General features: G+C 71.5%; 24 protein-coding genes. 7 read left to right on the top strand and 17 right to left on the bottom strand.

Annotation, left to right across the window (positions count from 1 at the left end; translation table 11 throughout):
• Nucleotides 1-15 precede the first annotated feature (15 nt).
• The gene (locus tag AC1DWP_RS10015) at nucleotides 16-636 is read left to right on the top strand and encodes a TMEM165/GDT1 family protein (protein ID WP_477614314.1); all 621 of its coding nucleotides are present in this window, start codon (nucleotides 16-18) and stop codon (nucleotides 634-636) included.
• A gap of 34 nt (nucleotides 637-670) precedes the next feature.
• Here the strand turns inward: AC1DWP_RS10015 and AC1DWP_RS10010 are convergent, their stop codons facing one another.
• The 4 genes from AC1DWP_RS10010 to AC1DWP_RS09995 all read right to left on the bottom strand — a co-directional run bounded on the left by AC1DWP_RS10010 (nucleotide 671) and on the right by AC1DWP_RS09995 (nucleotide 6,212).
• Nucleotides 671-2,065 (bottom strand): ATP-binding protein, encoded by a 1,395-nt coding sequence (locus AC1DWP_RS10010; RefSeq protein ID WP_477614313.1) that lies wholly within the window; start codon nucleotides 2,063-2,065, stop codon nucleotides 671-673.
• 36 nt (nucleotides 2,066-2,101) lie between these two features.
• Entirely contained in the window at nucleotides 2,102-3,760 is a 1,659-nt protein-coding gene (locus AC1DWP_RS10005; RefSeq protein ID WP_477614312.1) for an FAD-dependent oxidoreductase, read from the bottom strand.
• A 179-nt stretch (nucleotides 3,761-3,939) separates the two neighbouring features.
• Nucleotides 3,940-4,890: a D-2-hydroxyacid dehydrogenase family protein gene (locus tag AC1DWP_RS10000; protein WP_477614311.1), complete on the bottom strand. Its 951-nt coding sequence runs from the start codon at nucleotides 4,888-4,890 to the stop codon at nucleotides 3,940-3,942.
• Nucleotides 4,887-6,212, bottom strand: a complete 1,326-nt coding sequence (locus AC1DWP_RS09995) for a glycosyltransferase 87 family protein (RefSeq protein WP_477614310.1) — start codon at nucleotides 6,210-6,212, stop codon at nucleotides 4,887-4,889. The genes AC1DWP_RS10000 and AC1DWP_RS09995 overlap by 4 nt, the downstream gene beginning before the upstream one ends.
• Nucleotides 6,213-6,253: 41 nt before the next feature.
• Here AC1DWP_RS09995 and AC1DWP_RS09990 point away from each other — a divergent pair, with 41 nt between their 5' ends.
• Nucleotides 6,254-8,461, top strand: coding sequence for a hypothetical protein (locus tag AC1DWP_RS09990; RefSeq protein WP_477614309.1), 2,208 nt, complete (start codon nucleotides 6,254-6,256; stop codon nucleotides 8,459-8,461).
• Here the strand turns inward: AC1DWP_RS09990 and AC1DWP_RS09985 are convergent.
• The 5 genes from AC1DWP_RS09985 to AC1DWP_RS09965 form a co-directional block, all read right to left on the bottom strand.
• Nucleotides 8,400-9,908 carry an MptA/MptB family glycosyltransferase gene (locus AC1DWP_RS09985; RefSeq protein WP_477614308.1) on the bottom strand — a complete coding sequence of 503 codons (1,509 nt, stop codon included), beginning with the start codon at nucleotides 9,906-9,908 and terminating at the stop codon, nucleotides 8,400-8,402. The genes AC1DWP_RS09990 and AC1DWP_RS09985 overlap by 62 nt on opposite strands.
• Before the next feature lie 11 nt (nucleotides 9,909-9,919).
• Complete coding sequence (locus AC1DWP_RS09980; RefSeq protein WP_477614307.1) at nucleotides 9,920-10,672, bottom strand: glycosyltransferase; 753 nt, start codon at nucleotides 10,670-10,672, stop codon at nucleotides 9,920-9,922.
• Nucleotides 10,673-10,730: 58 nt separating this feature from the next.
• Nucleotides 10,731-11,621, bottom strand: a complete 891-nt coding sequence (locus AC1DWP_RS09975; RefSeq protein WP_477614306.1) for a DUF5926 family protein — start codon at nucleotides 11,619-11,621, stop codon at nucleotides 10,731-10,733.
• A gap of 65 nt (nucleotides 11,622-11,686) precedes the next feature.
• On the bottom strand, nucleotides 11,687-12,160 hold the full coding sequence (locus tag AC1DWP_RS09970; protein WP_477614305.1) for an ATP-binding protein: 474 nt from the start codon (nucleotides 12,158-12,160) through the stop codon (nucleotides 11,687-11,689).
• Between the two features lie 41 nt (nucleotides 12,161-12,201).
• The gene (locus AC1DWP_RS09965) at nucleotides 12,202-12,981 is read right to left on the bottom strand and encodes a glycerophosphodiester phosphodiesterase (protein WP_477614304.1); all 780 of its coding nucleotides are present in this window, start codon (nucleotides 12,979-12,981) and stop codon (nucleotides 12,202-12,204) included.
• Between the two features lie 229 nt (nucleotides 12,982-13,210).
• Between AC1DWP_RS09965 and AC1DWP_RS09960 the strand changes: the two genes are divergently transcribed.
• The 3 genes from AC1DWP_RS09960 to AC1DWP_RS09950 all read left to right on the top strand — a co-directional run bounded on the left by AC1DWP_RS09960 (nucleotide 13,211) and on the right by AC1DWP_RS09950 (nucleotide 14,860).
• Nucleotides 13,211-13,711 carry an RNA polymerase sigma factor gene (locus tag AC1DWP_RS09960; protein WP_477614303.1) on the top strand — a complete coding sequence of 167 codons (501 nt, stop codon included), beginning with the start codon at nucleotides 13,211-13,213 and terminating at the stop codon, nucleotides 13,709-13,711.
• Nucleotides 13,708-14,298, top strand: coding sequence for a methylated-DNA--[protein]-cysteine S-methyltransferase (locus tag AC1DWP_RS09955; protein ID WP_477614302.1), 591 nt, complete (start codon nucleotides 13,708-13,710; stop codon nucleotides 14,296-14,298). The genes AC1DWP_RS09960 and AC1DWP_RS09955 overlap by 4 nt, the downstream gene beginning before the upstream one ends.
• Nucleotides 14,299-14,368: 70 nt before the next feature.
• The gene (locus AC1DWP_RS09950; protein WP_477614301.1) at nucleotides 14,369-14,860 is read left to right on the top strand and encodes a nucleoside deaminase; all 492 of its coding nucleotides are present in this window, start codon (nucleotides 14,369-14,371) and stop codon (nucleotides 14,858-14,860) included.
• Here AC1DWP_RS09950 and AC1DWP_RS09945 read toward each other — a convergent pair whose 3' ends face one another.
• From AC1DWP_RS09945 to AC1DWP_RS09930, 4 genes are all read right to left on the bottom strand, one after another.
• Entirely contained in the window at nucleotides 14,861-15,466 is a 606-nt protein-coding gene (locus AC1DWP_RS09945; protein WP_477614300.1) for a DUF421 domain-containing protein, read from the bottom strand.
• A 72-nt stretch (nucleotides 15,467-15,538) separates the two neighbouring features.
• Entirely contained in the window at nucleotides 15,539-16,603 is a 1,065-nt protein-coding gene (locus tag AC1DWP_RS09940; protein ID WP_477614299.1) for an aldo/keto reductase, read from the bottom strand.
• A 100-nt stretch (nucleotides 16,604-16,703) separates the two neighbouring features.
• Nucleotides 16,704-17,744, bottom strand: coding sequence for an ANTAR domain-containing protein (locus AC1DWP_RS09935; protein WP_477614298.1), 1,041 nt, complete (start codon nucleotides 17,742-17,744; stop codon nucleotides 16,704-16,706).
• An 83-nt stretch (nucleotides 17,745-17,827) separates the two neighbouring features.
• Complete coding sequence (locus AC1DWP_RS09930) at nucleotides 17,828-18,589, bottom strand: MBL fold metallo-hydrolase (protein ID WP_477614297.1); 762 nt, start codon at nucleotides 18,587-18,589, stop codon at nucleotides 17,828-17,830.
• Nucleotides 18,590-18,693: 104 nt separating this feature from the next.
• Between AC1DWP_RS09930 and AC1DWP_RS09925 the strand changes: the two genes are divergently transcribed.
• Nucleotides 18,694-19,134, top strand: coding sequence for a VOC family protein (locus AC1DWP_RS09925; RefSeq protein ID WP_477614296.1), 441 nt, complete (start codon nucleotides 18,694-18,696; stop codon nucleotides 19,132-19,134).
• 57 nt (nucleotides 19,135-19,191) lie between these two features.
• Here AC1DWP_RS09925 and AC1DWP_RS09920 read toward each other — a convergent pair whose 3' ends face one another.
• Both AC1DWP_RS09920 and AC1DWP_RS09915 read right to left on the bottom strand, forming a co-directional pair.
• Entirely contained in the window at nucleotides 19,192-21,813 is a 2,622-nt protein-coding gene (locus AC1DWP_RS09920; protein WP_477614295.1) for a glucosidase family protein, read from the bottom strand.
• Nucleotides 21,814-21,959: 146 nt separating this feature from the next.
• A complete protein-coding gene (locus AC1DWP_RS09915; protein WP_477614615.1) occupies nucleotides 21,960-22,580 on the bottom strand; it encodes a TetR/AcrR family transcriptional regulator in 621 nt (206 codons plus the stop codon).
• A gap of 132 nt (nucleotides 22,581-22,712) precedes the next feature.
• Here AC1DWP_RS09915 and AC1DWP_RS09910 point away from each other — a divergent pair, with 132 nt between their 5' ends.
• On the top strand, nucleotides 22,713-23,213 hold the full coding sequence (locus tag AC1DWP_RS09910; protein ID WP_477614294.1) for a cupin domain-containing protein: 501 nt from the start codon (nucleotides 22,713-22,715) through the stop codon (nucleotides 23,211-23,213).
• 10 nt (nucleotides 23,214-23,223) lie between these two features.
• Here AC1DWP_RS09910 and AC1DWP_RS09905 read toward each other — a convergent pair whose 3' ends face one another.
• Complete coding sequence (locus AC1DWP_RS09905) at nucleotides 23,224-24,192, bottom strand: carbon-nitrogen hydrolase family protein (protein ID WP_477614293.1); 969 nt, start codon at nucleotides 24,190-24,192, stop codon at nucleotides 23,224-23,226.
• Between the two features lie 93 nt (nucleotides 24,193-24,285).
• Nucleotides 24,286-25,497, bottom strand: a complete 1,212-nt coding sequence (locus tag AC1DWP_RS09900) for an ATP-binding protein (RefSeq protein ID WP_477614292.1) — start codon at nucleotides 25,495-25,497, stop codon at nucleotides 24,286-24,288.
• Between the last annotated feature and the right edge of the window lie 177 nt (nucleotides 25,498-25,674).

Raw genomic sequence — 25,674 nt, 5'->3', positions numbered from 1 at the left:
TACAGTCGACGCGATATGGATTTCGACCTCGCCACCATGGCCATCGTGTTCGGCTCGATCTTTCTCGTCGAGCTGCCCGACAAGACCTTCATCGCGACCCTCGTGCTGGCGACCCGGTTCCGGCCGCTGTACGTCTGGATCGGGGTGTCCCTGGCGTTCCTCGTGCAGACCGCCGTCGCAGTCACCGTCGGAGGGCTCCTGTCGCAGCTGCCCAAGCGACCGGTGGAGATCTTCGCGGCGGTGATGTTCCTCGTGGGTGGGTTCATCCTGCTCCACGGCGCTGCCAAGGCTGACGAGGAGGAGGCCGAGACCGAGGAGGAGTTCGCCCACAAGGGGGCGGCGACCGCCGTCGGCCTCAAGGCGATCGGGGTGTCGTTCGGCGTGCTCTTCCTCGCCGAGTGGGGCGACCTGTCACAGCTGCTGACGGCTTCGATGGTGTTGCAGTTCAAGGAACCCGTGTCGGTCTTCATCGGGGCGTTCCTCGCGCTGGCAGCCGTGTCCGGCCTCGCAGCCGTCCTCGGACGAGCCCTGCTCGCCAGGGTGAAGCTCGCCACGATCCGGCGCATCGGTGGTGCCGTCTGCCTCCTGTTGGCTGCGCTGACCGTCCTGCAGATCTTCGAGGTCATCACCATCTGAGGCAGGGCGCGGACGGCGCAGTGGGGTCAGGCGGTCAGCCCTCGGCCGGGCGCAGCGGCAGCCGCACCACCACGACCGCGCCGCCGCCGTCCCCGGGCTCCAGTGAGATGTCGCCCCCATGGCGCTCGACGACGATCCGACGGGAGATGTCGAGGCCGAGGCCGGTGCCCTTTCCGACCTCCTTGGTGGTGAAGAAGGGTTCGAACGCGTGGGCCGCCACGTCGTCGGGGAACCCGGGACCGTCGTCGGCGATCTCCACGACGACGCCGTCCTCGATGCCCCGCACCGTGATCCGTAGGCTGCCCGAGCCCTCCATGGCATCCACCGCGTTGTCGATCACGTTGGTCCAGACCTGGTTGAGCTCGCCGGGGATCGCCTCGACGAGGGGGAGGTCGGGGGCGTAGTCGCGGACCACGGTGACCCCGCCGCGGAGCTTGTGGCCGAGCATGACCAGCGTGCTCTCCAGGCCCTCGGTGACATCGGTTCGCTGCACGAGCGCCCGGTCCAGCTGGGAGTAGGAGCGGACCGCGGCCACCAGCTCCGAGACGCGGTGGGTCGCCTCCCGGATCTCGCCCAGCAGCCCCACCACGGTGAGTGAGCTGGCGATCCACTCCAGGCCGGGCTCGAGCTGGCCCGGGTGCAGGTCGGCAGCGGCCCGTTCGAAGAGGTCGACACCGGTTCCGGCCGCGGCGAACGGCGGGGCGATGACCCAGTCACGCTCGACGTCGTGAGCGGCGAGCCACTCGGCCAGCTCCTCCTCGCGATCGGCGATGGCCAGTGCGTCGAGGTCCTGAGCGGCTGGAGAGATGCCTCGACGCAGGGTGTCCAACGCGACGAACTGCTCTGCGGTCATGGCGTTCTCGCCGAGCCGCCGCAACGAGGCCAGCAGCGCCTCCGTGGCCTGGTCCAGGGCGTCGACGGCGCGGGTCGCCGCCGAGGCCGGGTTGTTGATCTCATGCGCGAGCCCTGCCGCCAGGGTGCCGAGCGCGACCAGCGACTCGCGCTGGCGGGCCTTGGCCTCGATGCTCCGAACCGTGTTGACCAGCCCCGAGATGAGGTGGACGCCGAACGGAAACCACTCCCGCGCGACATCGCCGAGTGCTTCGGCCGGGACGCGGAGCAGCCGCCCGGGGACCACGCCGCGGGCCGTGGCCATGTAGACGCCGTGCGCGTCCCAGGCCTGGAAGCCACCAGCCCACTGCCCCGGCGAGCTCATCACCCCGAGCTCGGTCTCCTGCTGCCCCACCCGACGCGCCAGGCTGAGCGACCCCTCGAGGAGCACCCACCAGAAGTCGGCCGGCTTCCCCTCGCGGAAGGGCACGTCGCCGGTCTCGAAGGGCCACTCCGTGCCCGCGGTCCAGAGCCGGTCGAGCTGCTCGTCGGCGAGTCCGTCGAACAGCGTGAGGTCCCTCAGCTCACCGGCGCCCATCGAGCCTCCCCATCACGTCGTCCCCACGTCGGCGCCTCACGTCGTCGCCAGGAAGCGGTGGACGAGGTAGACCGCCATGCCGCCCTCGCCCACGGCCGAAGCCACGCGCTTCATCGAGTCGAGGCGCACGTCCCCCGCCGCGAAGACGCCGGGGATGCTCGTCTCCAGGGCATAGGGCGGACGGTCCGCCGTCCAGGCCGGGCGGCCGGGGCCAACCAGCAGGTCCTGGCCCGTCACGATGAAGCCGTGGTCGTCGCGAACCACCTCGTCCCCCAACCAGTCGGTGCGTGGCATCGCCCCGATGAAGATGAACAAGGACGAGGTCTCGACCTCCTCGGTCGCGCCGGTCGCCCGGTCGCGCAAGGTCAGGGACTCGAGGTGCCCGTCGCCGCGCGCAGCCACGACCTCGCACCCCACCCGCACCTCGATGCTGGTGCAGGCCCGGATCCGCGCGACCAGGTACTGCGACATGGTCAGCTCGAGCCCGGCGCCGCGGACCAGCATCACCACCTTCTTGGCGAAGCGCGCGAGGTTCAGCGCCGCTTGGCCCGCAGAGTTCGCGGCTCCGACGACGTAGACCTCCTCACCCTCGCACTGGGCCGCCTCGCTGGCCGAGGCACCGTAGTGGACCCCCCGCGCCCCCAGCTCGTCCAGGCCGTCCGCCTCGAGGCGGCGGTAGGACACTCCCGTCGCGACGACCACGGCCCGTGCCTCGAGCTCGTCGGCACCGTCGATCACCACCGAGCGCACCGGACCCCTGGTCCGCAGGCCGACCGCCTCACGCGCGACCACCATCTCGGCGCCGAACCTGGCCACCTGCGCCACGGCCCGGTGGGTGAGGTCGGCCCCTGACAGCCCCTTGGGAAAGCCGAGGTAGTTCTCGATGGACGCGCTCTGTCCCGCCTGCCCGCCAGGCGCGTCGCGCTCGACGACGACGGTCCGCAGTCCCTCCGACGACGCATAGACGGCGGCGGCCAGTCCCGCCGGGCCACCACCCACGATGCACAGGTCGTACAGCGGGGCGTCGGCCAGCGTGTGCAGACCAAGCGCGTCGGCGAGCGCGCGGTTGCTCGGGCTGCGCAGCGGCTCGGCGTCCGGGACGAGGACCAGGGGCAGGTCGGAGGCCTTGGCCCCTGCGAGCTCGGCCAGCTCACGGGCGCCCTCGTCCCGCTCGACGTCCAGCCACCGGTACGGCACGTGGTTGTGCGCGAGGAAGGTCTTGACCTCCTGGCTGCGGTCGGACCAGCGGTGGCCCACCACCCGCAGCTGACTGGCGTCGTCGCGGTGGGTCTCGTGCCAGTCCCCGAGCAGGTCCTCGACCACGGGGAAGAACTTGTCCTGCGGCGGGTCCCAGGGCTTGAGCATGTAGTAGTCGAGCCCGATGTCGTTGATGGCCCGGATGGCGACGTCCGTGTCGGCATAGGCGGTCAGCAGCAACAGCTTGGTGTCCGGGCTCAGGCCGCGCACCTGCTCGAGCAGCTCGATCCCGGTCATCCGCGGCATCCGCTGGTCGGACACCACGAGCGCGATGGAACGCCCCCGCAGCGTGAACTCGGTCAGCAGCTCCAGCGCACCCGCCCCCGACGTGGCCCCGACCACGCGGTAGTCGGCGCCGAAGCGGTCCCGCAGGTCGCGGGTGATGGCCTTGGACACGACGGGGTCGTCGTCGACGGCCAGGATCGTCGGCTTGGCCACGGGTCACTCCGTTCCCCGGTCGCCGGGCCCGGCGCTGCACCCGGGGCGGCGGTCCGCTGCTCGGAGGCTACCTGCACGCGCCGAAGCAGCGCCATGGTCCGGACCCCCGGAGGACGTCTTGCGTGAGGCAGTCTTGGGCGAAGGACGTCGGGCGCGGACGGGTCAGGCCTGAACGAAAGTCAGCTCACGACGTTGACGGGCGCACCCGCCTCGAAGGCCAGCACCTGGTCGACCGCCGCGTCGTAGAGCCGCTCGAGGACGTCCCACTCGACGTACCCGAGGTGCGGGGTGGCCGTCAGGTTCGGCAGGGCCAGCAGCGGGTCGGCGGCGTCGAGCACGGGTTCGACCTCGAACACGTCGACGGCGGCCCGTCCGGGGCGCCCGGCCCCCAAGGCCGAAGCCAGCGCTCCGGGGGCGACGATCGAGGCACGCGAGGTGTTCACGAACAGCGCGTCGGGCCTCATCAGGGCAAGATCGGCCGCCGTGACGATCCCGGTCGTCTCCGAGACCAGAGGCAGGTGCACGCTCAGCACGTCGCACTCGGCGAAGAAGGCGGCGCGACTGGCGGCCGCGGCATACCCGGCCTCTGTCGCTCGGGCGAGCGAACCCTCGCGTCCCCACACGAGGACGCGCATCCCGAAGGCCCGCCCCACCTCGGCCACGAGGCTGCCGATGCGACCGAAGCCATAGACACCAAGGGTTTTCGCGTGCAAGCCCGTGCCCACCGAAGCCTGCCACTGCCCGGCGCGCAACCGCTGCACCTCGGCGGGCACGTGGCGGAGGGCAGCCAGGATCAGTGCCCAGGTCAGCTCGGCGGTGGCCTGTGGACCTCCCGCGCCTCCCGCGGAGACGGTGATCCCGCGCTCGGCGCAGGCGGCGACGTCGAGGTGGCTGGTGTTGCGCCCCGTCTGGCTCAGCAGCCGCACCGTGGTGAGCCGCTCGACCACATCACGAGGGACGGGGGTCCGCTGCTGGAGCAGGATCACCGCGTCGAAACCGTCGAGCCGCTCGGCCAGCGCCTCCCCGCGCGCCGAGTCGGTGAACACCACCACGTCGTGGCCCTCGAGCCGCCGCGCCGCGGGGAGCCGCGCGAACGCCCCGGAGTAGTCGTCCAGGACCGCGACCCTCACGGCGTGGCCTCGGCGCGCTCCCCAACCTCCGAGCCGCGGGTATGCCGCGTGGCCGGCTTGCTGTGCAACGCCAACCACAGCAGGGCGAGGGCGAGCAGGGAGCCGAACGTGTCGGAGTTCTGCAGGACCCGGCCGAACCAGCGTGGCCAGTCCGGGTGGCTCAGCCAGGTGATGCCCCACCACGGCAGCCGGCACAGGAAGAAGCCCGTCACGACCGCAGCGGCGGCGAGGCGACGGCGGTCGCGCAAGGGGTCTGCACCCAGGACGGCGAAGATGACCACGACCATCCAGTGCAGGTGGTGGATCCAGGCCACCGGCGACAGCAGCACGGCCATCAGCCCGATGGCCGCGACCTCGCTGATCGAGTCGCCCGCGAGGTAGGCGCGTCGCGCGAGCTGGTACCCGACGAAGCCCACCACGGCGACCAGCAACAGCCAGAGGGCATCACCGGGCAGTCCGTGGGGGCCGAGCCTCAACAGGAAGCCGCGGATGCTCTGGTTGGAGGTGCCGGCGTTGGGACCGAGTCGAGCGGGGTCCTGGAGCGCGCCGCCCCAGAAGGCGAACGACGCCTCGGGCAGCAGCACCCACGATCCCAGGGTGACGGCGACCGCGGTCACCACGGCGGTGATGGCTTCCTTCCACCGCCGGTTGACCAGGTAGTGCACGACGAAGACACCGGGGGTCAGCTTGATCGACATCGCCAGGCCGACGAGGACACCAGCGGGGACGCGGCGCAGCAGCCCCGGACGCGGGGTGCGCAGGTCCATCAGGCAGGCGAGCACCATGAACGCGTTGACCTGGCCGAACCGGATCCCGTCCGACACCGGGTGCAGCCACAGCATCGGCACCGTGAGGAGCGCCAGGGTGATCGGCGCGAGGGTGCCGGTGCGGTGGATCAGGCGCCACCCGGCATACCAGACGATGGCGGCAGTCGCCGCGATCTGGGCCAGGGTCCACAGCCAGCCGATGGCACCAAAAGGCAACAACGCCAAGGGAACCGCAAGCACTGCCGCAAAGGGTGGATAGGTGAAGGGCAGCAGCTGGGGGGCTTCGGTCATGGCCGAGTAGATGGGTCGCCCGGTGAGGATCGAGACGCCTGCCTCGCGGTAGACCTCGACGTCGACCTGCCACTGGTCCAGCGGCCAGAAGACGAGGTAGCGCAGCACCGGTATGGACGCGCCGGCGAGGACGACCACGACCGCGAGGCTCCACCGCGCTGCCGGCGACCAGCCGGCCACTCGGGAGCCGGCTGAGCGACCCAGGGTGCGGAACCGGTGTCCTCGACCTCGGGCCACGGCGGCGGTGGGGGTCGCGGTGGTCACGCCCCCATTCTGTCCTGCGCCGCGACCCGTAGCCTGTACGGGTGACCCGCCGCGCCCGACTCTCCCTCGCCGGCCTGTTCTCCCTCCTCCTCGTGACCCTGCTCTCCGTGCTGCTGCCAGGCGCGACCGCCGCCGCGGACCAGCCCACCTCGGTCGCCGCCACCCCAGCCACCGCGACCAACCCGATCATCCTGATCGGCACGGGCGGCCTCACGTGGAGCGACGTGAACGCGAAGGGCACCCCCGCCCTCTGGTCGTTCCTGCGCGACGGGTCGACGGCGGCGCTGTCCGTGCGTTCGGTCTTCCCCAACACGTGCCCCGTCGACGGTTGGCTGAGCCTGTCGGCCGGCAACCGCGCGGCAGCGCCGGGCACTGGCAAGAACGGCGCCCGCAGCACCACCGACCCGTGCCCGCCCGTGCCCGAGGTCAGCAGCGGCGTCGTGCCCGACTGGAACACCTACGTCAAGGCTGCCGACGCCCTCAAGTTCGACTCCACGCTCGGCACCCTCGGCGAGCAGCTCGCCTCCAACAGGCAGTGCGTGCAGGCCGTCGGGCCGGGTGCCGGGGTCGGCGCGGCCTACCTCTCCGGCGCCGTGCCGAGGTATGCCGCGTTGCAGCCCAGCGAGCTCACCGGCCTGCTCTCGCGGTGCCGGGTCACGCTCGTCGACGTGGGTTCCCTGCGCGACCCGAACGACCTGCCCGACCGCGAGGTCACCAGCGAGCCGGACACCCGGCAGGCGCAGGCCACCGCCATCGACCGGCGGATCGCCGAGGTCCTGGCGGCCGCCCCCAGCGGGTCCGACCTGGTCGTCGCCAGCCTGTCCGATGCGGGCATGAGCGAGCGGCTGCGCCTGGTGGCGGCCAAGGGTCCGAGCTATGGCTCCGGCACGCTCTACTCCCCCTCCACCCGCCAGGACGGCCTGGTCCAGTCGGCCGACCTGACCGTGACCGCCCTGAGCGCGGCCGGGGTGCCGGTCCCCGACGCCCTGGGTGGGTTCGCGCTGCGGAGGGGACAGGAGGGCCCCAACTCCGAGGCCGCGGCCCGCGACCGGCTGCGGCACCTCCTGGACTTCGACCAGGCCAGCCACGAGGTCCACCCGCTGGTGCCACCGTTCTTCAACGCCGTCGTGATCGCCCAGATCGCGATCTACCTGCTGGCGGCTGTCGTCTGGCGCCGGGACTTCGGGTCGATCGACCTACGACTGCGACTGCTGCGCATCACCCGACGAGTGGCGGTGGTCGCCGCCACCATCCCGGCGGCGACGTTCCTGGCCAACCTCCTGCCGTGGTGGCGCTTCCCCATCCCGATGGTGGCGGCTGTCCTCAGCGTCGGGCTGTTCGTGGCCCTCATCTCGGCGATCGCGCTGCTCGGACCGTGGGCCCGTCGCATCACCGGACCCCTGGTCGTGGTCGCCCTGGCCACCCTGCTCGTCCTCGGTGGCGACGTGATGTTCGGGTCGCACCTCCAGATCTCCTCGCTGATGGGGCTGCAACCCGTTGTCGGCGGCCGCTTCTACGGCATGGGCAACGTGACGTTCGCGCTGTTCGCCACGGCTGCCCTGCTGCTCTGTATCGCGGTGTCCAGCCACTTCGTCCGCCGTGGCAGGCCGCGCGTGGCGGCTGCGGCGGCGTTGGCCATCGGGCTGGCGGCCGTGGTCGTCGACGGCTACCCCGGGTGGGGTGCCGACGGCGGTGGTCCCCCAGCGTTGCTGCCGGGCCTGGTCTACCTCGTGCTCGCCATCCTCGGCATCCGGATGACCTGGCGCCGCGGCGCCCTCCTCGCCGGAGGGACCATCGCCCTGTTCCTCCTCGTCGGCTTCCTCGACTCCCTGCGAGGCACCGAGAACCAGTCACACCTCGGGCGGTTCTTCCGGTCGATCTTCACCGGCAAGGCGGGCGACATCATCGTGCGCAAGCTCCAGCAGAACATCGACATCCTCTTCGGCAACTACCCCCTCGCGCTGCTGGTCCCGATCGCGCTGGTCTTCGTCATCGTGATCCTGGCCCGCCCGACGTCCTGGGGGTCGCGGTCGCTGCAGCGCTCCTACGAGGCGATCCCGACCCTGCGGCCCGGCCTGATCGCCCTGCTGATCACGATGACCATCGGCTTCGCCATCAACGACTCGGGCGTGGCGATCCCGGCCAACGGCGCGATCATCGCGGTCCCGCTCATCATCGCCGTCAGCGTCAGGGTGCTGGAGGACGAGGCTCGGGGTTCTGCGACGACACGCGCCTCGCGGCGAGGGTGAGCCACCCCCACACCAGCAGCGCGGCATACGGCACCGGGGTGCGGCGCACCCACAGGGTGACGCGTTGGACCGCCGGTGTCATGCCGACCACCCGACCCGGCACGTAGGCGACGGCCATGGCGACCAGTCGCACCAACAGGATCAGGTCGAGCACACTGGCCGCGAGGACCGGCAGCGTCGCCCAGGTCAGCAGGTCGTACCACGGCAACGAGTAGGGCGCACCGACGGTGTAGGCCGTGCTGAGCACGAGCACCCACCGCACCGCGGTCCCGGTCGAGGTGGCCGGCGCGAGGTGTCTGGTGAGCCTGGCGAGGACCACGACGAAGACCAGGACCGACAGCGTGGCCAGCCAGGTCACCACGGTGCGGGCGTGGCCCGAGGTGAGCGGGCCGCTCAGGGCTTCGTAGAGCAGCCGCCACGGTGTCGCGAGCGAGATCGACCGGCGAGCGCGGTCCAGCTGGTCGAACACGTGCGGTCCCGCCCACAGGTGCAGGGGAACCACGAGGACGAGGGCGGCGAGCGCGAACCGGCCCGCCCGGCTGAGGAACCCGGACCGCTCGTGGGCCCACCAGCCGAGCAGCACCGCGAGCGCCACCACGCCGTAGGTGACCTTGCAGGACACTGCCAGCCCCGCGAAGGCACCGGCCGCCCAGGGATTTCGCGCCGCCAGCACCAGGGCTGCAACTGCCAGCGCGGCAGCGACGAGGTCGACATGGGCACCGAGCACCCCGACCCCGAAGACCACGGGGTTGAACGTCCACAGCGTGTCCACGCGTCGCGGCGTCGCACCCGCCCGCAGGAGGAGGAACCGCACCGCCAGCCAGGCCAGCACGACGAGGACCTGCCAGCACCACACGGTCTCGCGGACATTGGCCCCCGCCACGTGCGAGGTCAGCGCCTGGAGGAGCGTGGCGAACGGTCCGTAGACGCTGACCGTATGGGTCCACGGGGGTTCGACCGCCGAGGTCACCGGGTCCAGGGCGGACCAAGCGCTCGGCGGGGTGAGGTAGGGGTCCCCGCCGAGGGCGGCGATCCGGCCGTAGGCCGCGTAGTTCGTGTGGTCGGCGGAGCCGAACGGCCCGGTGAGCAGCGCCAGCGCCGCGAGGCCCACCGGAAGGGCCCAGCCGCCCGGGACGAGTCGGCGTCGGGCCCGGGTGGCGACGGCACCGAGCATCGACGCCCCCGACACGACGGAGGGCTCTGCGCGAAGTCGCGCCACGACGCCCAAGGCGCCGACGAGGTATGCCGTCCACAGCAGCCCGGTCACGAGCGCCGCGCCGGGTGACCAGGCCAGGTCTCCCGGCGCCCAGCCGCGCGGGCCCAGCGGGGGTTTGGCCGCGCTGGGGCCGGCCAGTCCCACCAGCAGGAGGAGCGCGAACGACAGGGTCAGGGCGGGCGTCGCCAGCCTGCCCCGCAGGGACGTCGAGGCCCCACCCGCCGTCGTCATCGTCGCGCCGGTCAGCGCAGCCCGCGCCGGGCCCGGCGGCGCGCCAGGGCGAGGGCGACGTCGCGGTACTGCTTGGCCCGGTGCACCTGGCCGCGCCAGTCGGAGCCGCTCACGCGGTGGTGCAGCTCGCAGGGCACCTCCTCGACGCGCAGGCCCGCCATCAGCACGTCGACGGTCAGCCCGACCTCCACACCCCAGCCTCGGGCCAGCGGACTGGCCGCGTCGAAGGCCTGCCGCGAGATGCACCGCATCCCCGACAGCGGCTGGTGGGCCACGAAGCCGGTGAGGTCCTCGATCCCCTTGCGGGCCAGCCTGACGACGAACCCGTGCCCGCCGCCCGCCGTCTTCTGCGGCGGCAGGGTCGCGATGGTCATGTCGGCGCGCCCCTCGAGGACCGGCGGCACGAGCACTGCGACGTTGGCAGCAGTGTCCTCGAGGTCGCCGTCGACGAAGAGCAGGGGTCGCCGGCCGCCGGAGTCCCCGACGCGGCCCTCGACCCCTTCGTGGCGGGCGACGTAGCCCGCCCCCGTCGTCATCGCCGCGGCCTTGCCCCTGTTGCGCGCGTGCCGCACGACCTCGGCGCCGGCTTCGCGGGCGATCTCGGCCGTGTCGTCGGAGCTGCCGTCGTCGACGACCACGACAAGGTCCACCCCCGGTATGCCGCGGACGGCACGAACCGTCGCAGCGATCCGGTCTGCCTCGTCCTTGGCCGGGATCACGGCGGCCACGGTCGGGGTGGTGGGCTGGGTCGTGGGTGGGGTCATGTCAGCTGGGCCATTGTCAGCGGAGTCCCGTCGGCTCGGTCATGTCAACCCCAGCCCGTCAGCGCAGGGTCACCTGGCGGCTGAGCAGTCCGGACCGGGCCCGACGCTCCTCCGCGGTGAGGGGCGAGTCGGCGGCCGAGGCCGCGGCATACCTGGTCATGAACTCCGCGAGCGGGGCCTCGTAGTCGTCGGAGGTCTTGTCGGGCTCGAGGTCCCAGACGGGCACGAGCAGGCCGCCCGCGCGGAACGCGCCGAGCAGGCGGGTCGGCTCGCCGAGCCCGCTGTCGCCGCTCGCGTGCAGGCGGGCCAGGGCGTCGGTGGCGACATCCTCGTCCTCGGGCAGCACGAGCCGGATGTGGGTGCGCTCACCGATGCGGCACCAGTAGGCCGACGGCGCCGCGGCCATCTTGACGGTGGGGATGACCGACTCGTTGGCGCGGTCGAGCGAGGCCTTCGCCTCGTCGTCGAGCTCGGTGTCACCGACCCAGAAGTCGAAGCCCTCGTGCACCGTCACCTCGAACGGCGCGGAGGTGTCGAGGAGGTCCTGCAGCCGCGGAGTCTGCGCCGTCGAGGCTGGGGTGCTGGTGATGGGCACGCCCTGCTCTGCAGAGGCGGCCGCCAACAGCGAGGTCGCGAGGTCGCGCGACGCGTCCCCGGAGATGGACCCCGACTGGGTGCCGACGAAGACCGCACCGTCGGCGCGGTGCAGGCCCGGCCACGCGAGGGGCAGCACCGTGGCGATGGTCACCTCGGTGGGCGCCCCCTCGGGGGCCTGGCCCTTCGCGAAGGTGACGGTGGCCGTGGCGGCCGGGAGGATCTCGCGCATCGCGACCCAGTCGGTCTCGCCGGGCAGGCCCTCGAAGGGCCGCGCGACGAACGGTGCGGGGTCGACGCGCGTCGTGGCGGTGCCGTGGTCTGCGCCCTTGCGGCGCCGTGATGCCTTGCCCATGGCGCAAACCCTAGTGGGAGGGGTGCGGGGGCGAGGGGTGGGGAAGGCGGAGGTGGAGGTCGCGCTCAGTGGCTGCGGCGCCGGGAGGGGCCGCCCAGGGAGGCCCACACCGTCGACCCGTTGCGGTCCTCGGTGACGCCCCACTCGTGGGCGAGGCTGCGGACGATGCGCAGGCCTCGACCCGAAGGCGCCCAGATCGTGCGGGGAGCCGGACGGGGTGTGCTCTCGCTGCCACCGTCGGTCACCTCGACCTCGACGACGCCGCCCTTGACCTTCCAGTGCACCCGCAGGTTGCCGTCGGCGAGGGCGCGGGCGTGCCGGACCGCGTTGGAGACGAGTTCCGACACCACGATCTCGGCCTCGTCGATGACGGCCGCGGGCACGTCACGACCCTCGAGGTCGTCGACCAGCGCCTTGCGGATCTGGGCCACCGAGGTCGCACGCCACGGGACCCGGACAGTCCGGGACGCGTCTCGGCCGCGCCCCGCCGACGACGGTTGCGAGCGGTGGGGGCGTTCCCCCAGTGGTGCTGCTGCCATGCCCAGTGCCCATGTCCGATCGTTGCGAGTTCGCACGGAGACTATCTACTGACCTCCACAGCGTCGAGGACCGCGCGCGGACGGTTGCTGATGATCGCGTCGACGCCGAGCTCCAGGCAGAGCTCGATGTCGGCCGGTTCGTCGACCGTCCAGGCATAGACCTCGTGGCCGTGGCGGTGCTGCCGAGCCACCGTCTGGGGGTAGCGCCGAAGGATCTTGATGTCCATCCCGACCGTGTGGATGCCCTTGGGCAGCGACCCGTCGCGGAACCGCAGCGGCACCGACTCCTCGATGAGGTAGACCGCCGGCACGCCCGGACACAGCTGGCGCATCCGCTGCACGGCCAGCTGGGAGAACGACATGACCCGCACCCAGTGCTGGTCGGGACGGCGGGGACCGTCGAGGTCGAACTCGGCCAGCACCCGGGCGAGCTGACGCTCGACCAGCCCGGCATAGCGGGTGGGGTGCTTGGTCTCGATGGCCAGGCCGATGGGGCGTTCGGACTCCAGGACCGTGGTGAGCAGGGCGCGCAGCGTGAGCAGGCGGTTGCGGTCGCGATCGGGGAGCTCGAGGTCACCAGCGTGGTCCTTCTTCCACGAACCCCAGTCCAGGCCCTCCAGCTCCGCCAGCTCGAGGGTGGACACGATGCCGCGTCCGTTGGAGGTGCGGTTGACCCGGCGGTCGTGCACGCAGACGAGATGCGAGTCGGCGGTCAGCCGCACGTCGCACTCCAGGGCGTCCGCACCCTCCTCGATGGCCCGCATGTAGGCCCGCAGCGTGTGCTCCGGCTCGGCGAGGCTGGAACCTCGGTGGGCGATCACGAGTGGGGTGTGTCGCGCAGCGCCCCGGAAGGGCGCAGGGACGACGTCGTCGAGCACCAGACCATGTTTCCACACGAGGCCGATTCCCACCCGCTGCTCGGGACTTCGGGCCGAGATGCGGCACGATGGCTGCCCCGGCACACGCGGCATACGGTGGCGGTTGGCTCGCTGGCTCGGGCCCACGCGGGCCCGCCGGTCACGGGACTCACGCGACTCACACGATGGGGAGGTGCGGCGTTCCATGGGTGTGAAGCTGCCCGCCTTCCAGACCCTCGTGGACGCGCACTGGCGTGACGTCGCGCGCCTCGCCCACGCCCTCGCCGGCCCCGTGGACGGGGACGACGTCGCCCAGCAGGCGTGGACGCAGGCGCTCGCGGCCTACCCGACGCTGGGCTCGGCACGGAACCTGCGCGGCTGGCTGCTCACGATCACGCACCGGTGCGCGATGGACGTGCACCGGCAACGGGCCCGCCGGGCGGTGCCCCACGACGACCCCGCGTCGTTGTCGACGGCCAGGGAGGCCGCTCCGGCCGCTGACGCCGAGCTGCCCGACGGACCCCTCTGGGCCTCGGTGGCGGCGCTGCCAGCCCGGCAGCGCGAAGCCGTCGTCCTCAAGTACGTCGCCGACCTCGACCACCCCACCATCGCCACCGTGCTGGGCACCTCGCCCGCCATGAGCCGGCGCCTCGTGAGCGACGCGCTCGCGACCCTGCGTAAGGACGTGTCATGACCGACCCCGCTGCCCGCCTCGCCGGCTTCCAGCCGAGTCCTGCCCACCTGCACCCTCCGGTGCTCGCTCCGAGCGATGTCTCCTACGTCGTGGAGGAGACTCCGATCGGCCGAATGCTGTTGGCCCGCAACGACACTGGCGCGCTCGTCGCCTCGGCGTTCGTCCCGACCACCGAGGACGAGGACCATGTCCTGACGCGTCTCAGTGAACGCGTGTCGCCGCGGGTGTTGCGTCAACCACGCGAGCTGGACGACGCCCGCAGCGAGCTCGAGGACTTCCTCGCCGGACGGACGCGGGAGTTCACGCTGCGCACCGACCTGGCGCTCGCGTCCGACTTCCAGCGGACCGTGCTGCCCCGGCTCGCGGCGACAGTCGGCTACGGAGACCGGGCGACCTACGGCGAGCTGGCTGCCCGCGTGGACCGGCCCACGGCCGCGCGAGCCGTCGGCGCCGCCCTCGGGGCGAACCCCTTGTGCGTGGTGCTCCCGTGCCACCGCATCGTCGCCTCCAGCGGTGCCCTGACCGGGTATGCCGGTGGGCTGGCCGCCAAGCGCTACCTCCTCGAGCTGGAGGCCGGCCACCGCTGAGGTCGCAACAGGCTGAGGTCCGCAGCACGGCGGTGGCTGGGTGCGGCGTGGGTCTGCGAGCATCGGGGGCGTGTCCCTCTCCGACGTCGACCTCACCCACCTGCGCCAGTGCGTGGACCTCGCCCGTGAAGGGCTCGAGGCGGGCGACGAGCCCTTCGGCTCGGTGCTCGTCGACGGTGCCGGGGCCGTGCGGTTCGCCGACCGCAACCGGGTCCAGGACGGCGACCAGACCCGTCACCCGGAGTTCGAGGCGGCCAAGTGGGCGGCCCAGCACCTCGCCGCCGACGAGCGCGCGGCCTGCACCGTCTACACCTCCGGCGAGCACTGCGCGATGTGCTCGGCCGCGCACGCATGGGTCGGCCTCGGTCGCATCGTGTATGCCGTGTCCACCCGGCAGCTCGTCGGCTGGCTCCGCGAGTGGGGTGTGCCGCCAGGCCCCGTGCTGCCGCTGGCGATCCAGGCCGTTGCGCCGGGGCTCCAGGTGGACGGTCCGGCTCCCGAGCTCGAGCAGGAGGTGCGGGAGCTGCACCGGCGACTGCACGGCATACCCGAAGGTCGGTGATCAGACGGGAGGGGTTGCGCCTCCCTGCGCGTCGAGGCGGGCGGTGAGCGCGTCGACCGCGCGTCGCAGGTCGCCGATGGTGGCGCTGCGCGCGTCGGGCCGCAGCTCGACGGTGATGGAACCGCCCGGTTCGAGCGCGACCCGCTGCACCTCACTGAGTGAGTCGGCACCCTGGGTCTGGATCGCGTTGTTGAGCTCCTCGGGACTCATGCCCACATGGGCGAGGGCGCGGGAGTCGAGCACTCCGTCGTCGACCACCACGGTGGGCCGACCGTCGAGCAGCCAGGCGACCCGGGGGCTGCGCAGTGACCAGCGGTCCAGTCCCGCGTTGACGAGGACGAGGACGGCGGCGCCCAGGAGGCCGCCGACGAGCGAGTTGTCCTGGCCGATGATGGCGTTCTGGACCACGTTGGACAGCAACAGCACCACGACGAGGTCCTGCGAGTTCATCTGTGCCATCAGGCGTTTGCCCGCGACGCGGATGATCAGCAGGATCCCGAGGTAGATCGCGACGGTCCGGATGACCTTCTCCGCCGGAGGCATGTCCAGGTGGAGGAGGTCGTCGACGACTCCCTGCGGCGCTGCGGCGACGAGCTGTTCGAACACGGTGGCTCCTCAGGCTGGATGGCTCTGGCCGCCAACCTAACCCGGGCTACAGCCTCTGCACTGGTGACGCGGCTACTCGCGCCCGGACGAGATCCAGGCCGGGTCCGTGCTGAGGTTGCGTCCACCCTCGGCGAGGTCGGCAGCGGCCTCCAGCCGCCCCAGCTGGTCGGCGTCGAGGTGGATCGCGAGGGCTCCGAGGTTCTCGTCCACGCGCTCAGGGCGACGGGTGCCGGGGATCGGCACGACCGGCATACTGAGGCGCTCGCCCTGGGCGAACAGCCACGCCAGCGCGACCTGGGCGGGAGTTGCGCCCAGCTCGGAGGCGACGGCCGTGACGACCCCGACGACCCGCTGGTTGGCCTCGAAGCCGGCGTCGAACCGCGGGTGACCCTTGAGCATCGAGGCGGCTACGGCCTCCTTCGTCATCGCCCCGGTGAGGAACCCGCGCCCGAGCGGCGAGTACGGCACGAAGCCGGCCCCCACCTCGTGCGCAGCCGGGACGACGTGGTCCTCGACGTCCCGCGACCAGATGCTCCACTCGCTCTGCACCGCGGTGATGGGGTGGACCGCGGCGGCCGCACGCAGCTCGTCAGCGGTGACCTCGGACAGCCCGAGGTGGCGCACCTTGCCCGCTGCGACGAGCTCGGCCATCGCGCCGACGGTCTCCTCGATGGGGACGGTCACGTCGCGACGGTGCAGGTAGTAGAGGTCGATGACGTCCGTCCCGAGACGTCGCAGGCTCGCCTCCGCAGCACTGCGCACGTATGTCGCGTCGCCGCGGACCGCGGTCGCGCCAGGCCCGTCGTTCGGGATGCCGGTGATGCCGAACTTGGTCGCGAGCTGCACCTCGTCGCGACGGGTGCGGAGCAGCTCGCCCACGAGCTCCTCGTTGGTGCCTGCCGGTCCGGACTCGCCCTCACGTGGACGGCCGTAGACGTCTGCGGTGTCGATGAAGGTGACGCCTGCGTCGACGGCGTGGTGGAGGGTGCGCAGCCCTTCGGCGGGGTCGGTCTCGCCGTAGACGTGCGTGATCGCCATGCCGCCGAAGCCGAGTCGGCTGACCTCGAGGCCGTGGCCCAGGTCGACCCTGGTCGTGGCGTGGGGGCTCTGTCCGGCGTGGTCTGTGGTCTCGCTCATGGGGTGAGGATCCTCCAGCACTCCGCCGAGGAGCTCCGTGGACCGCTCGGAGGTCGCCATGGCGGGAACAGTACGCCCACGACGCCGCACGGGGCTCGGCCTACGACTCGGGTTCGACGAGGCGCAGCGCCAGGGTGTGCAGCTTTTCGTTGAGCCGGTTGGATGAGCGACGCAGGACGTCGAAGGCCTCCTCAGGGCTGAGGTTGAGCCGCTCCATCAGGATCCCCTTGGCCTGACCGATGACATCTCGGGACAACAGGGCCTCGTTGAGGTTCTTTGCCAGATCCTGCAGGGCGTCGCGTTCACGGACCGCCCCGGCAGCCACCGACGCGTGTGCGGCCAGGATGAGTCCGATCTGCTGCGCCTCGTCGCTGAACGCATCCGCCTCCGTGCCGTAGGTGTTCAGCGATCCTCCGGTGCCGGCGGTCGCAGGACCCGCCGCCGCCAGGCGGTAGGAAGCGGCTGAGTGCGCACCCAGGTCGGCCGGACGGGACGCGAGCGTGGGCCAGCGGGTGTCCGGGAACGACTGCGCATAGACGACCGGGGTGTCGACCGCGTCCAGGATGGGCCCCTCGTGCGCGTCGTACTGCGCCTGGTCGACCACCGACGCGGCCAGGTCCGTGGTCGCGGCCGTCTGATACGACCCTCGCCCACTGAGCGTGACGCTCGCCATCTCGCAGCCCGCAACCGTGCTCACCGCGGTCTGGGCGATCCGCAGAAGGACATCATCGAAGGAGTCGGCTGCGTAGAGATGCTCCGCAATGGCGGCGAACGCCGACGCCAGCCGCGTGGTCGGAGTGGCCTCCGTTCGCAGCTGTGTCGCCTCGTCGCGAGCACCAGCGGCAGCATCGCGCTCGCCCGCCAGCTCGTCACGGTCCTGCCGCGCCTGCTCCCGAGCAGCGCGGGCATCGACGTGCTGCGCTCCCGCCTCGGCACCGTCAGGCGGGGCACCGAGCTCGGCCGCGCGGACGTCCACGCGCAACTCCCGCTCGTCCAGCGCCGCCTCCCGCGTGGCGGCTGTCCGGTCCCTCGCATCGCCAGTTCGGTCGCGCCGCGCCGCCAGCTCGTCACGCCGGTCCGCAACGAAGTCGCGCTTCTCAGCAGCCCACTCTCGCTCCTCATCAGGCAGTTGGACGGCCATCAGATCTGCTCCTCCGCCGAGCGACACGTGGCTTGATCCTATGCCTTGGTCAAACCACGTCGACCGTCCCGAGCACGCCGGGTTCAGCCGGCTGGGTCTCGGACCTGTTGCACGTTGGACTGGTGCGGGACGGAGAGCCAGTCGTGCTGCTGCAGACGCGCGTCGGCCGGTTCCTCTCCTCGCCGGAGTGCGTCGAGGTAGGCACGATCGGCCTCGAAGCGGACCGCGACCTCGACCCCCCGCGCCACCGCGCCGTGGCCCGGGACCACGACCTCGACCTGCCGGGCAGCCTCACCCAGCCGGTCGAGTGCCGACTCATAGGCGTCCAGCTGACCAGGACGGCGGGCGTCGAGGAGCGGGATCAGGACGTCCGAGAGCATGTCACCCGCGATCAGGACGCCACGGTCCGCCAGGAGGATCGCCCCGTGGCCGGGGGCGTGCGCCTGGTGCTCGATGATCTCGCCCGGCACGAGTGCCCCGTCCGAGGGCAGCGGGGTGAGCAGCGCCACCAGCTCGAGCGGGATGCCCGTCGCGCTCTCCGCCGCCATCGCCTGCGCCCGCTCCCGGGCCTCGGTGGCAACCTGGGCGCCGGCAGCGGTGGCGTAGCGCGGGACGTCTCCGAACCGCGAGTGCCAGAGCAGGTGGTCCCAGTGGGGATGGGTGCAGAACCCCGCGACCACCGGGATGCCGAGCCCGTCCACGTCATCGGCGAGCTGGTCGAGGTCGGAGCCGTCGATGCCGGGATCGACGACGGTCAACCCGGCCTCTCCGCGAACCACGATGGCGTTGCTCCAGACCCACTCGCTCTGCCGCACCCAGACACCGTCGGCCACCTCGTTCAGCATCGAGTCACTGTGTCAGGTGTCGGAGCCCGACGCGAGGTGCCCTACCGTTGCGAAGGCGCTTTCGGGTTGCGGATGCGCAATCGGCACGACGGGAGGACGGGCCCATGTCGCACCTACGACGCTTCGACCACATCGGCATCACGGTCGCGGATCTCGACCTCGTGACCGACTTCTTCGTGGCGCTGGGCCTGGAGGTCGAGGGCAGGACCTTCGTCGAGGGCGAGTTCCTCGACACGGTCTGCGGCATTCCCGGCTCCCGCACCGAGATCGTCATGTTGAAGCCACCCGGCGATGGCACCCGCCTGGAGCTCGCGAGGTTCGTGCGACCCGACTCCGTGCCCGGCTCCCCGGCCGCCATGGCCAACGAGCTGGGGTTGCGCAACGTGTCCTTCGAGGTCGATGACCTGCAGGCAGCTGTGGACTGGGCTGCGACACAGGGCTACGGACTGGTCGGGGGCGTCGGCGAGTACGAGGGCTCCTGGCGGATGGCGTACGTCCGGGGGCCGGAAGGGCTCGTGGTCTCACTCGCCCAGCGCCTCGGCTGACGCCTCGCACCAACCGTGGCAACGCCATTGCGCAGAACGGCGTTGCCACGGCATGGTTCAGGAGGCCGTCACCACCAGGGTGTGCGAGCCGGCCTTGGTCGGGACGGTCACCTCGAGGCCACGGTTGGTCGTACGGCTGGTCCAGTCGGACAGCACCCGCCCGTCGAGCACGACCTGGGTCACCGTGCTGCCGCGCGGGACGGTGTGCCCGATCCAGACCTTGTCGGCCCCGACGGCGCTGTCGACGGCAAGGGTCGTCGTGTAGCGCGAACCAAGGACGGAGGCCGTCACGCCGGCGAACCCGCCGCCCAGCCGGATGTGCTCACCGGAGGCCGATGGCTGACCGGCCGGTACCTGCGGCACCACGACCAACTCGCCGTTGCCGAGGTCGGGCTGGAGGCCGAGCCACTGGTGGACGACCGCCCACGCGGTGCCGTAGTTGCCCCACGCCTGCATGAACATCGAGCGGCAGGTCCAGCAGCGGTCGATGTTGGCGCCCTGGTCCGGCGAGGGGAAGATCTCGGGCATCGCGCCCGGCTGCTCGTCAGGTGTCCCGCCCGTGGCGGGCTCGGCGAACATCGGGTCGGCCAGGGCGTGCGTGTAGCGCTGCTGCTGTCCGGCACCGAGCCGGCCGTAGTTGCCCTCACCGATCGACTGGATCGACGTGGTCAGGCCGAAGACGACCTTCTCGCCCTGGCCGTTCTGGCCACCGCCGCACCCCGTGTGGAACAGGCCGGTAGACAGGGGAGCCGTCCCGCTGTAGCAGGGGTCCTCGCGGCCGGCGAGCGCGGTGTTCCCGTGGGCGAACGGCGCGAGGCCGGGCACGGTGCGCCCGTTGACCTGCAGCTCGGCCTCCATCGGCGTCTGGCCGATCCAGTGCTTCTGGAACGACTGAACGTTGCCGGGATCGGTGAGCGAGTCGGCGTACTGGGACGCCGCGGCATACCACCACGCCCCGTCGAAGCGGTCGCTGATCTGGCGGGCGAGGGTGTTGGCCCACGAGAAGGTGGGGCCGTCGTGCTTTGCCTTCGCCATGGTGGCCAGGTCGTAGAGCCCGCGGATGTAGTAGACGGTGTTGTCGAGCTTCTCCGTGCCCATGCCGCCGCGCTCGACGTTGCCGAGGCCCTCGGGGAAGCCGTCGTGGTCGGCGTCGAGGGTGCGGGTGACGTACTTGAGGTTGCGCACCGAGAAGTCGTACATCTCGTCGCGGAACCCGTTGTCACCGGTCCAGCGCCACAGGAGCGCCACGGTGCTGGGGAACTTCACCGTCTCATCGGTGTTGAAGTTGTATGCCGTGGTGCCGTCCGGGTTGGTGCTGCGGGAGTCCTGGCCGTACCAGATCGACCCGTCCGACACGACCTCGTGCGTCACGACGCCCGAGCGGTTGTTGAGGATGTCGGACACCTCGCGCAACGCCCGTAGGTGGTCCTTGATCGCCTCGAACTGCCCGACCGACACCGATGCGAACGCGGTGTACTCGGCGTCCGTGCCGAAGATCCACGGGTAGTCGGGGAAGCCTGCCCCGATCCAGGTCGCCTTGGCGACGGTCCCGGAGGGTGCGGGGAACTGCTTGCCCTGGTTGGTCCAGCGGATCTGCAGGTCGGTCGCCGTCTGGGTGAGGTCGGCAATGTTCTGCTTGCCCCACTGCACTGCGTCCTGCACCAGCGGGTCGCCGGGCAGGGAGAGCTGCGTCATCTGCGACAGCGCCAGGCGTGAGGCCTTCTTGGCGGCCAGGGCCGCACCGGGGTCGGCCAGCGCCTTGGCGAGCTCGCCACGGGCCGAGGTCAGTCCCTGGTCGGAGCCGGCGACGGCCAGCCAGATCGTCGTCGAGCCGCCGGCCGGCAGGTCGAGGCTGTAGGTCAGCCGGCCGCCGGTGCCCTTTCCGAAGGGTCCGTCGTCGCAGGCGGAGGGCTTGGGGTCTGCCGGGGCGCCCGTCTCGTTGCCGGTGCAGCGGTGGCCGGGCTGGGCTCCGTAGAACTGGCTGCCGATCTGCCCGGTGCTCGGGGTGGCTGCGGTGCCGACGACCGCGGCGTAGTGGTGGACAGGGGCCCCGGGCAGCGCACCGTCGTCGGTGAAGACGAGGTTCTTGCCGTCGTAGGCACCGGTGTCCTGGAGGTTGTCGCTCGCGTTCGGGGTCACGCCGCCGAAGCCCCACGGGTACTGGCCCATCAGCTCGGAGTGGGCGTCGACCGAGAGCTTGGCCGTCCGGGCCGCACCCGGGTTGGTCACGGTCAGGCCGAAGAGCGCACCACGCACGCCGTCAGGCACGAAGTCCGTGCGCGCGACCTTGAGGCCTGCGGTGTCGGGCAGGTCGTAGCGGCTGTAGCCCCATCCGCTCGTGAACTTCGTCGCGGGCCCCACCCACTGGTCGTCGAGGCCGAACCACACGCCGTCGACCATCTTCATCGGAGGTGTCCAGACGCCGCCCATCTCACCCGTGATGTGCCAGCCGTTCGCGTAGAACCGGCCGTCCTCGAAGCCGATGGAGTAGGCGCGGGTGCCGGCCGAGACCTCCCGTCGGTCGGCCAGGCGCGTGCTCACCGACAGCTCGTCGCCGGCCGCGGCGACCGCCGCTGCGGTCCCCCCTCCCCTCGGCGTGGCAGTGGCGGGCACCTGTGCCGCCATGACGGCCACTCCCAGCAGCAGCGCTGTTGCACCGGCAACGTGAGATCGAGACATCGTCGTCCTCCGACCCAGAAGGGGGAGCGGCGCCGGGTGGCGTCGCCTGGGTGGTCTGGACGGTTCGCCCGAGGTTTTCGGACTACTTTGTCCGGACCTTGGGACGCTACACCCGGCCCTGCGGACCGGCAACGCAAGATCTCGTGCTAGCCAGCCGACGTCCGGACCGCCGCACTGGGGCTAGCGATCGCCCTCGTCAGCAGCGCCTGGGCCGACTCGCACATCAGGTCCGCAGCCTCGTCCCGCGACAGTCCCGCAATGTCGGTGAGCCAGACCAGCGCTTCGATCCCGGCGGCACTGCGGATCGCCAGAACGAGCCGGTGCAGCGCCTGGTCGCCGAGCTGTCCGCGCAGCGGTTCGAGGGCCTCGGTGATCCAGGCGATCGCCCGACCCTGCCGCAAGGGCAGCGGCGAGCCGTCTGCGTCACGGGGCTCGAGGGACAGCCGCAGCATGGTGCGCTGCTGGGCCTCGGTCTGCACGATCAGCGTCGTGAAGGCGCGGATGACGATGTCGAGCCGCGCGGCAGGCTCCGCGGGAGGGTCGTCGCCGAGCAAGGAACGCGCGCCGGTCTCGGGATGGGCGGCAGCCAGGAGGGACCCGTGGTTGGGGAAATAGCGGTATGCCGTGGCGCGCGACACCGAGGCCGCGACGGCGGCCTGGTCGACGGTCGGGATCTCACCCCTGGCCACCATGGCGCGCGCGGCGTCGACGAGCGCCCTGCGGGTGCGGCTCTTCTGACCGGTCCGGCCGTGGGTCTCGTAGGGCATTGACACACCGTTCATGATACGTCAGTCTCATCATGAGACTCCAGTCTCACGGACGGTGTGTCCGACCGGCGTGGCCACACGGCGACTCCGGTCGACTCCGATCCCCACGCAAGTCCGACGAAAGTGGGCGTCATGTCCAGCACGACCACGGTTCCCGCAGCCATCATCAGGGCCGAGGGCGAAGGAGAGCGTCGCTGGTTCTTCGGCGGCGGCGTCCACACCTGGAAGGTGCGCGCCCACGAGAGCAACGGCGCCTTCCTGCTGTTCGAGGACTCGATGTCCGGCGGGAAGGCGACCCCGCTGCATACCCATCCGGACTCCGACGAGACCGCGCTGGTGCTTGAGGGCGAGATCCTCATGCACGTCGACGGAGTCGACCACCACGTCGGTGCCGGCGGTGTCGCGGTCGCACCACGGGGAGTGCCGCACGCCTTCCGGGTGCTGTCGGCGAGCGCGAAGATCCTGTTCCTGCACACGCCGGGGTGCTGCGAGGCGTTCTACTGGGATGCGAGTGAACCGCTGGCCGAGGACGGGGTCGACGGCGCAGACGGTGTCGTCGACTTCGACCGGGTCCGCGCCTCCGCGCAGGCGAATGGCGGGATCGTGCTGCTCGGCCCGCCGCCGTTCGGGTGAGGCCCCAGGGTCACCCTCCCTGCGAAGCGGTCTCCTCGGACAGGACGGTGACGGCGCGCTGACGTCGTGTGTCGACGGTCAGCTGGAAGACGTCGGGGCGGTGGTAGTGGCCGACGGGGTCGAACATCCGTCGTCCGGAGGCCACCGCGGTGAGGTCGACCTCCGCGGTGAGGATGCCCTCCTCGTGACGCAGCGGACCGGCGACGATCTCGCCGTTGGGATTGCAGATCACGCTGTTGCCCGGCTCGACCCACTCGGCCTCGGCACCCTCCTGAGCCCGCCACACGCGGTCGCGGTCCGGGAAGTCGACAGGGATCTGGTCCACGCGCAGGCAGGGGTTCACCCCGAGCACCCACACCCGACCCTCCCGGGCGATGTGCCGCATCGTCGCGATCCAGCCGTCACCCTGGGCCAGGGTGGGCGCGACCCAGATCTCGACCCCCTGGGCGTACTGGTGGAAGCGCGCCAGCGGCATGTAGTTCTCCCAGCAGATGAGGCCACCCACCCGGCCCAGGTCGGTGGGCACCACGTCGAGCATCGAGCCGTCACCCATCCCCCACACCGTCCGCTCGGATCCCGTGGGCATCAGCTTGCGGTGCTTGTTGAGCAGTCGTCCATCCGGCCCGAAGTACAGGAGCGTGTTGTAGATCGTGGTCCCGTGCGGCTCCCGCTCGTCGACACCGACCACCACGTATGCCGCCGCCTCCCGGGCGGCGGCGCCGATCCGTTCCGTGGTCGGCCCTGGTACGACGACCGCCTGGTCGACGAGGCGGGCGAACCAGGCCTCGTCGCCGTCCCAGATGGGGACCGAGTCGATCCAGATCGGCGTGCCGGGCACGAAGACCTCGGGGAACACGATCAGCTCGGCGCCCCGAGCGGCGGCCTCCGCGATGAGCTGCACGACCTTGTCGGTCGTCGCCTCGCGATCCATGAGCACGTAGGACGCCTGCACCGCAGCCGCCGTGAAGACTCTGCTCATCGAGGCACCTCCACCCGACGTCGCTCAGGCCAGGCCCAGGACGGGCGAGCCCTGCTCCTCACGGTAGACCGGTCGCCCTCGTGATGACCTACCTCAGCTGGCGGAGCGCAGGTAGCGGCCGAAGTGGGGGACGGTGAACGCGATCCGGCCTCGCTCACCGGAGTAGATCAGGCCCTTCTTGAGCAGCGCATCCCTTGCGGGAGAGAGGGATTGCGGTTTGCGGTCAAGGACCTGCGCCACCGAGGCGGTCGGCACCGACTCGGTCTCGTCGACCTCCTCACCGGCTTCGGCCAGCGTCAGCGCAGCGTCCGCCATGGCTCGCAGGTACTCCCGCTCGGCAGGTGTGGCCCGTTCGAACCGGGACCCGAAGAACCCCACCGCCAGCTCCGCCTCTGCCTCGGGTGCGGCCACCGTGATGTCCTCGGCCGTGATCGGCGAGCGCGGGGCGACGTCCCACGCGACCTTGCCGTAGGCCTGGACGAAGTACGGGTAGCCGGCGGTGGCGGCATACATCGCGTCCAACGCCTCGGGCGTGAACTCGGCCTCCTCGTCGGCGGCCGGCGCGACGAGGGCGAGGTCGGCCGCGGCGCGGTCGAGCCGGTCGATGCGTTGGTAGCGGAACAGGCGCTCGGAGTAGGACTTCGACGCGGACAGCACCGCCGGGAGGTGCGGGAGCCCGGCACCCACGACGATGACCGGCAGGCCCGACTGGGAGATCTCGTGGCAGGCCGCACAGATCGCCGACACGTCGTCGGGGGACAGGTCCTGCATCTCGTCGATGAAGATCGCGACACCCCGGCCCACGTCGGCCGCCAGCCCGCCCACGTCGGTGAGGAGCTCGACCAGGTCGATCTCGATGTCGCCGGAGTCCGCGCGGCCACTGGCCACGGGAACGTCGATGCCCGGGTTCCACTTCTCCCGCAGCTTGGCGCCCGGAGCGGCATCGCGCTGGGCAAAGGCCTTGATCACCCCGAGGACGTGGTCCACCTCGTCGCCCGCGGGATGCCCGAGCTCCCGGACCGCCACGTGCAACGCCGCGGACAACGGCCGGCGCAGGCCCTGGTCGGGACGCGCCTCGAGCTTGCCGGTCCCCCAGCGGGCGCGGACGGCGGCCGAGCGCAGGGCGTTCAGCAGCACCGTCTTGCCGACCCCACGCAAGCCGGTGAGGACGATCGACCGCTCGGGCCGACCGCGCGCGATGCGTTCGAGCACCACGTCGAAGGCGTGCAGCTGCTCGTCACGACCGGCGAGCTCGGGCGGGCGCTGGCCGGCTCCGGGCGCGTACGGGTTCCGTATCGGGTCCACGATCGCAGGCTATGGGGGTTTCTAGCGTTTCCCTGAGATTTCGGGATACGCACCGATCGTGTCGCCCTCGACGGTTTCGGGTCGGAGGCAGGTCGAGCTCAAGTCCGGCTTCAAGTCCAGCCCAAGTGCCGCCCAAGAGGCACTGGCCACAGTGGTCCCACCAACAGCGCCGGACCG

It is taken from the genome of Pedococcus sp. P2_F6 (assembly GCF_056403675.1).
Note: the sequence above shows the minus strand (reverse complement) of the source record. Positions and strands in the feature narration are given on the sequence as shown.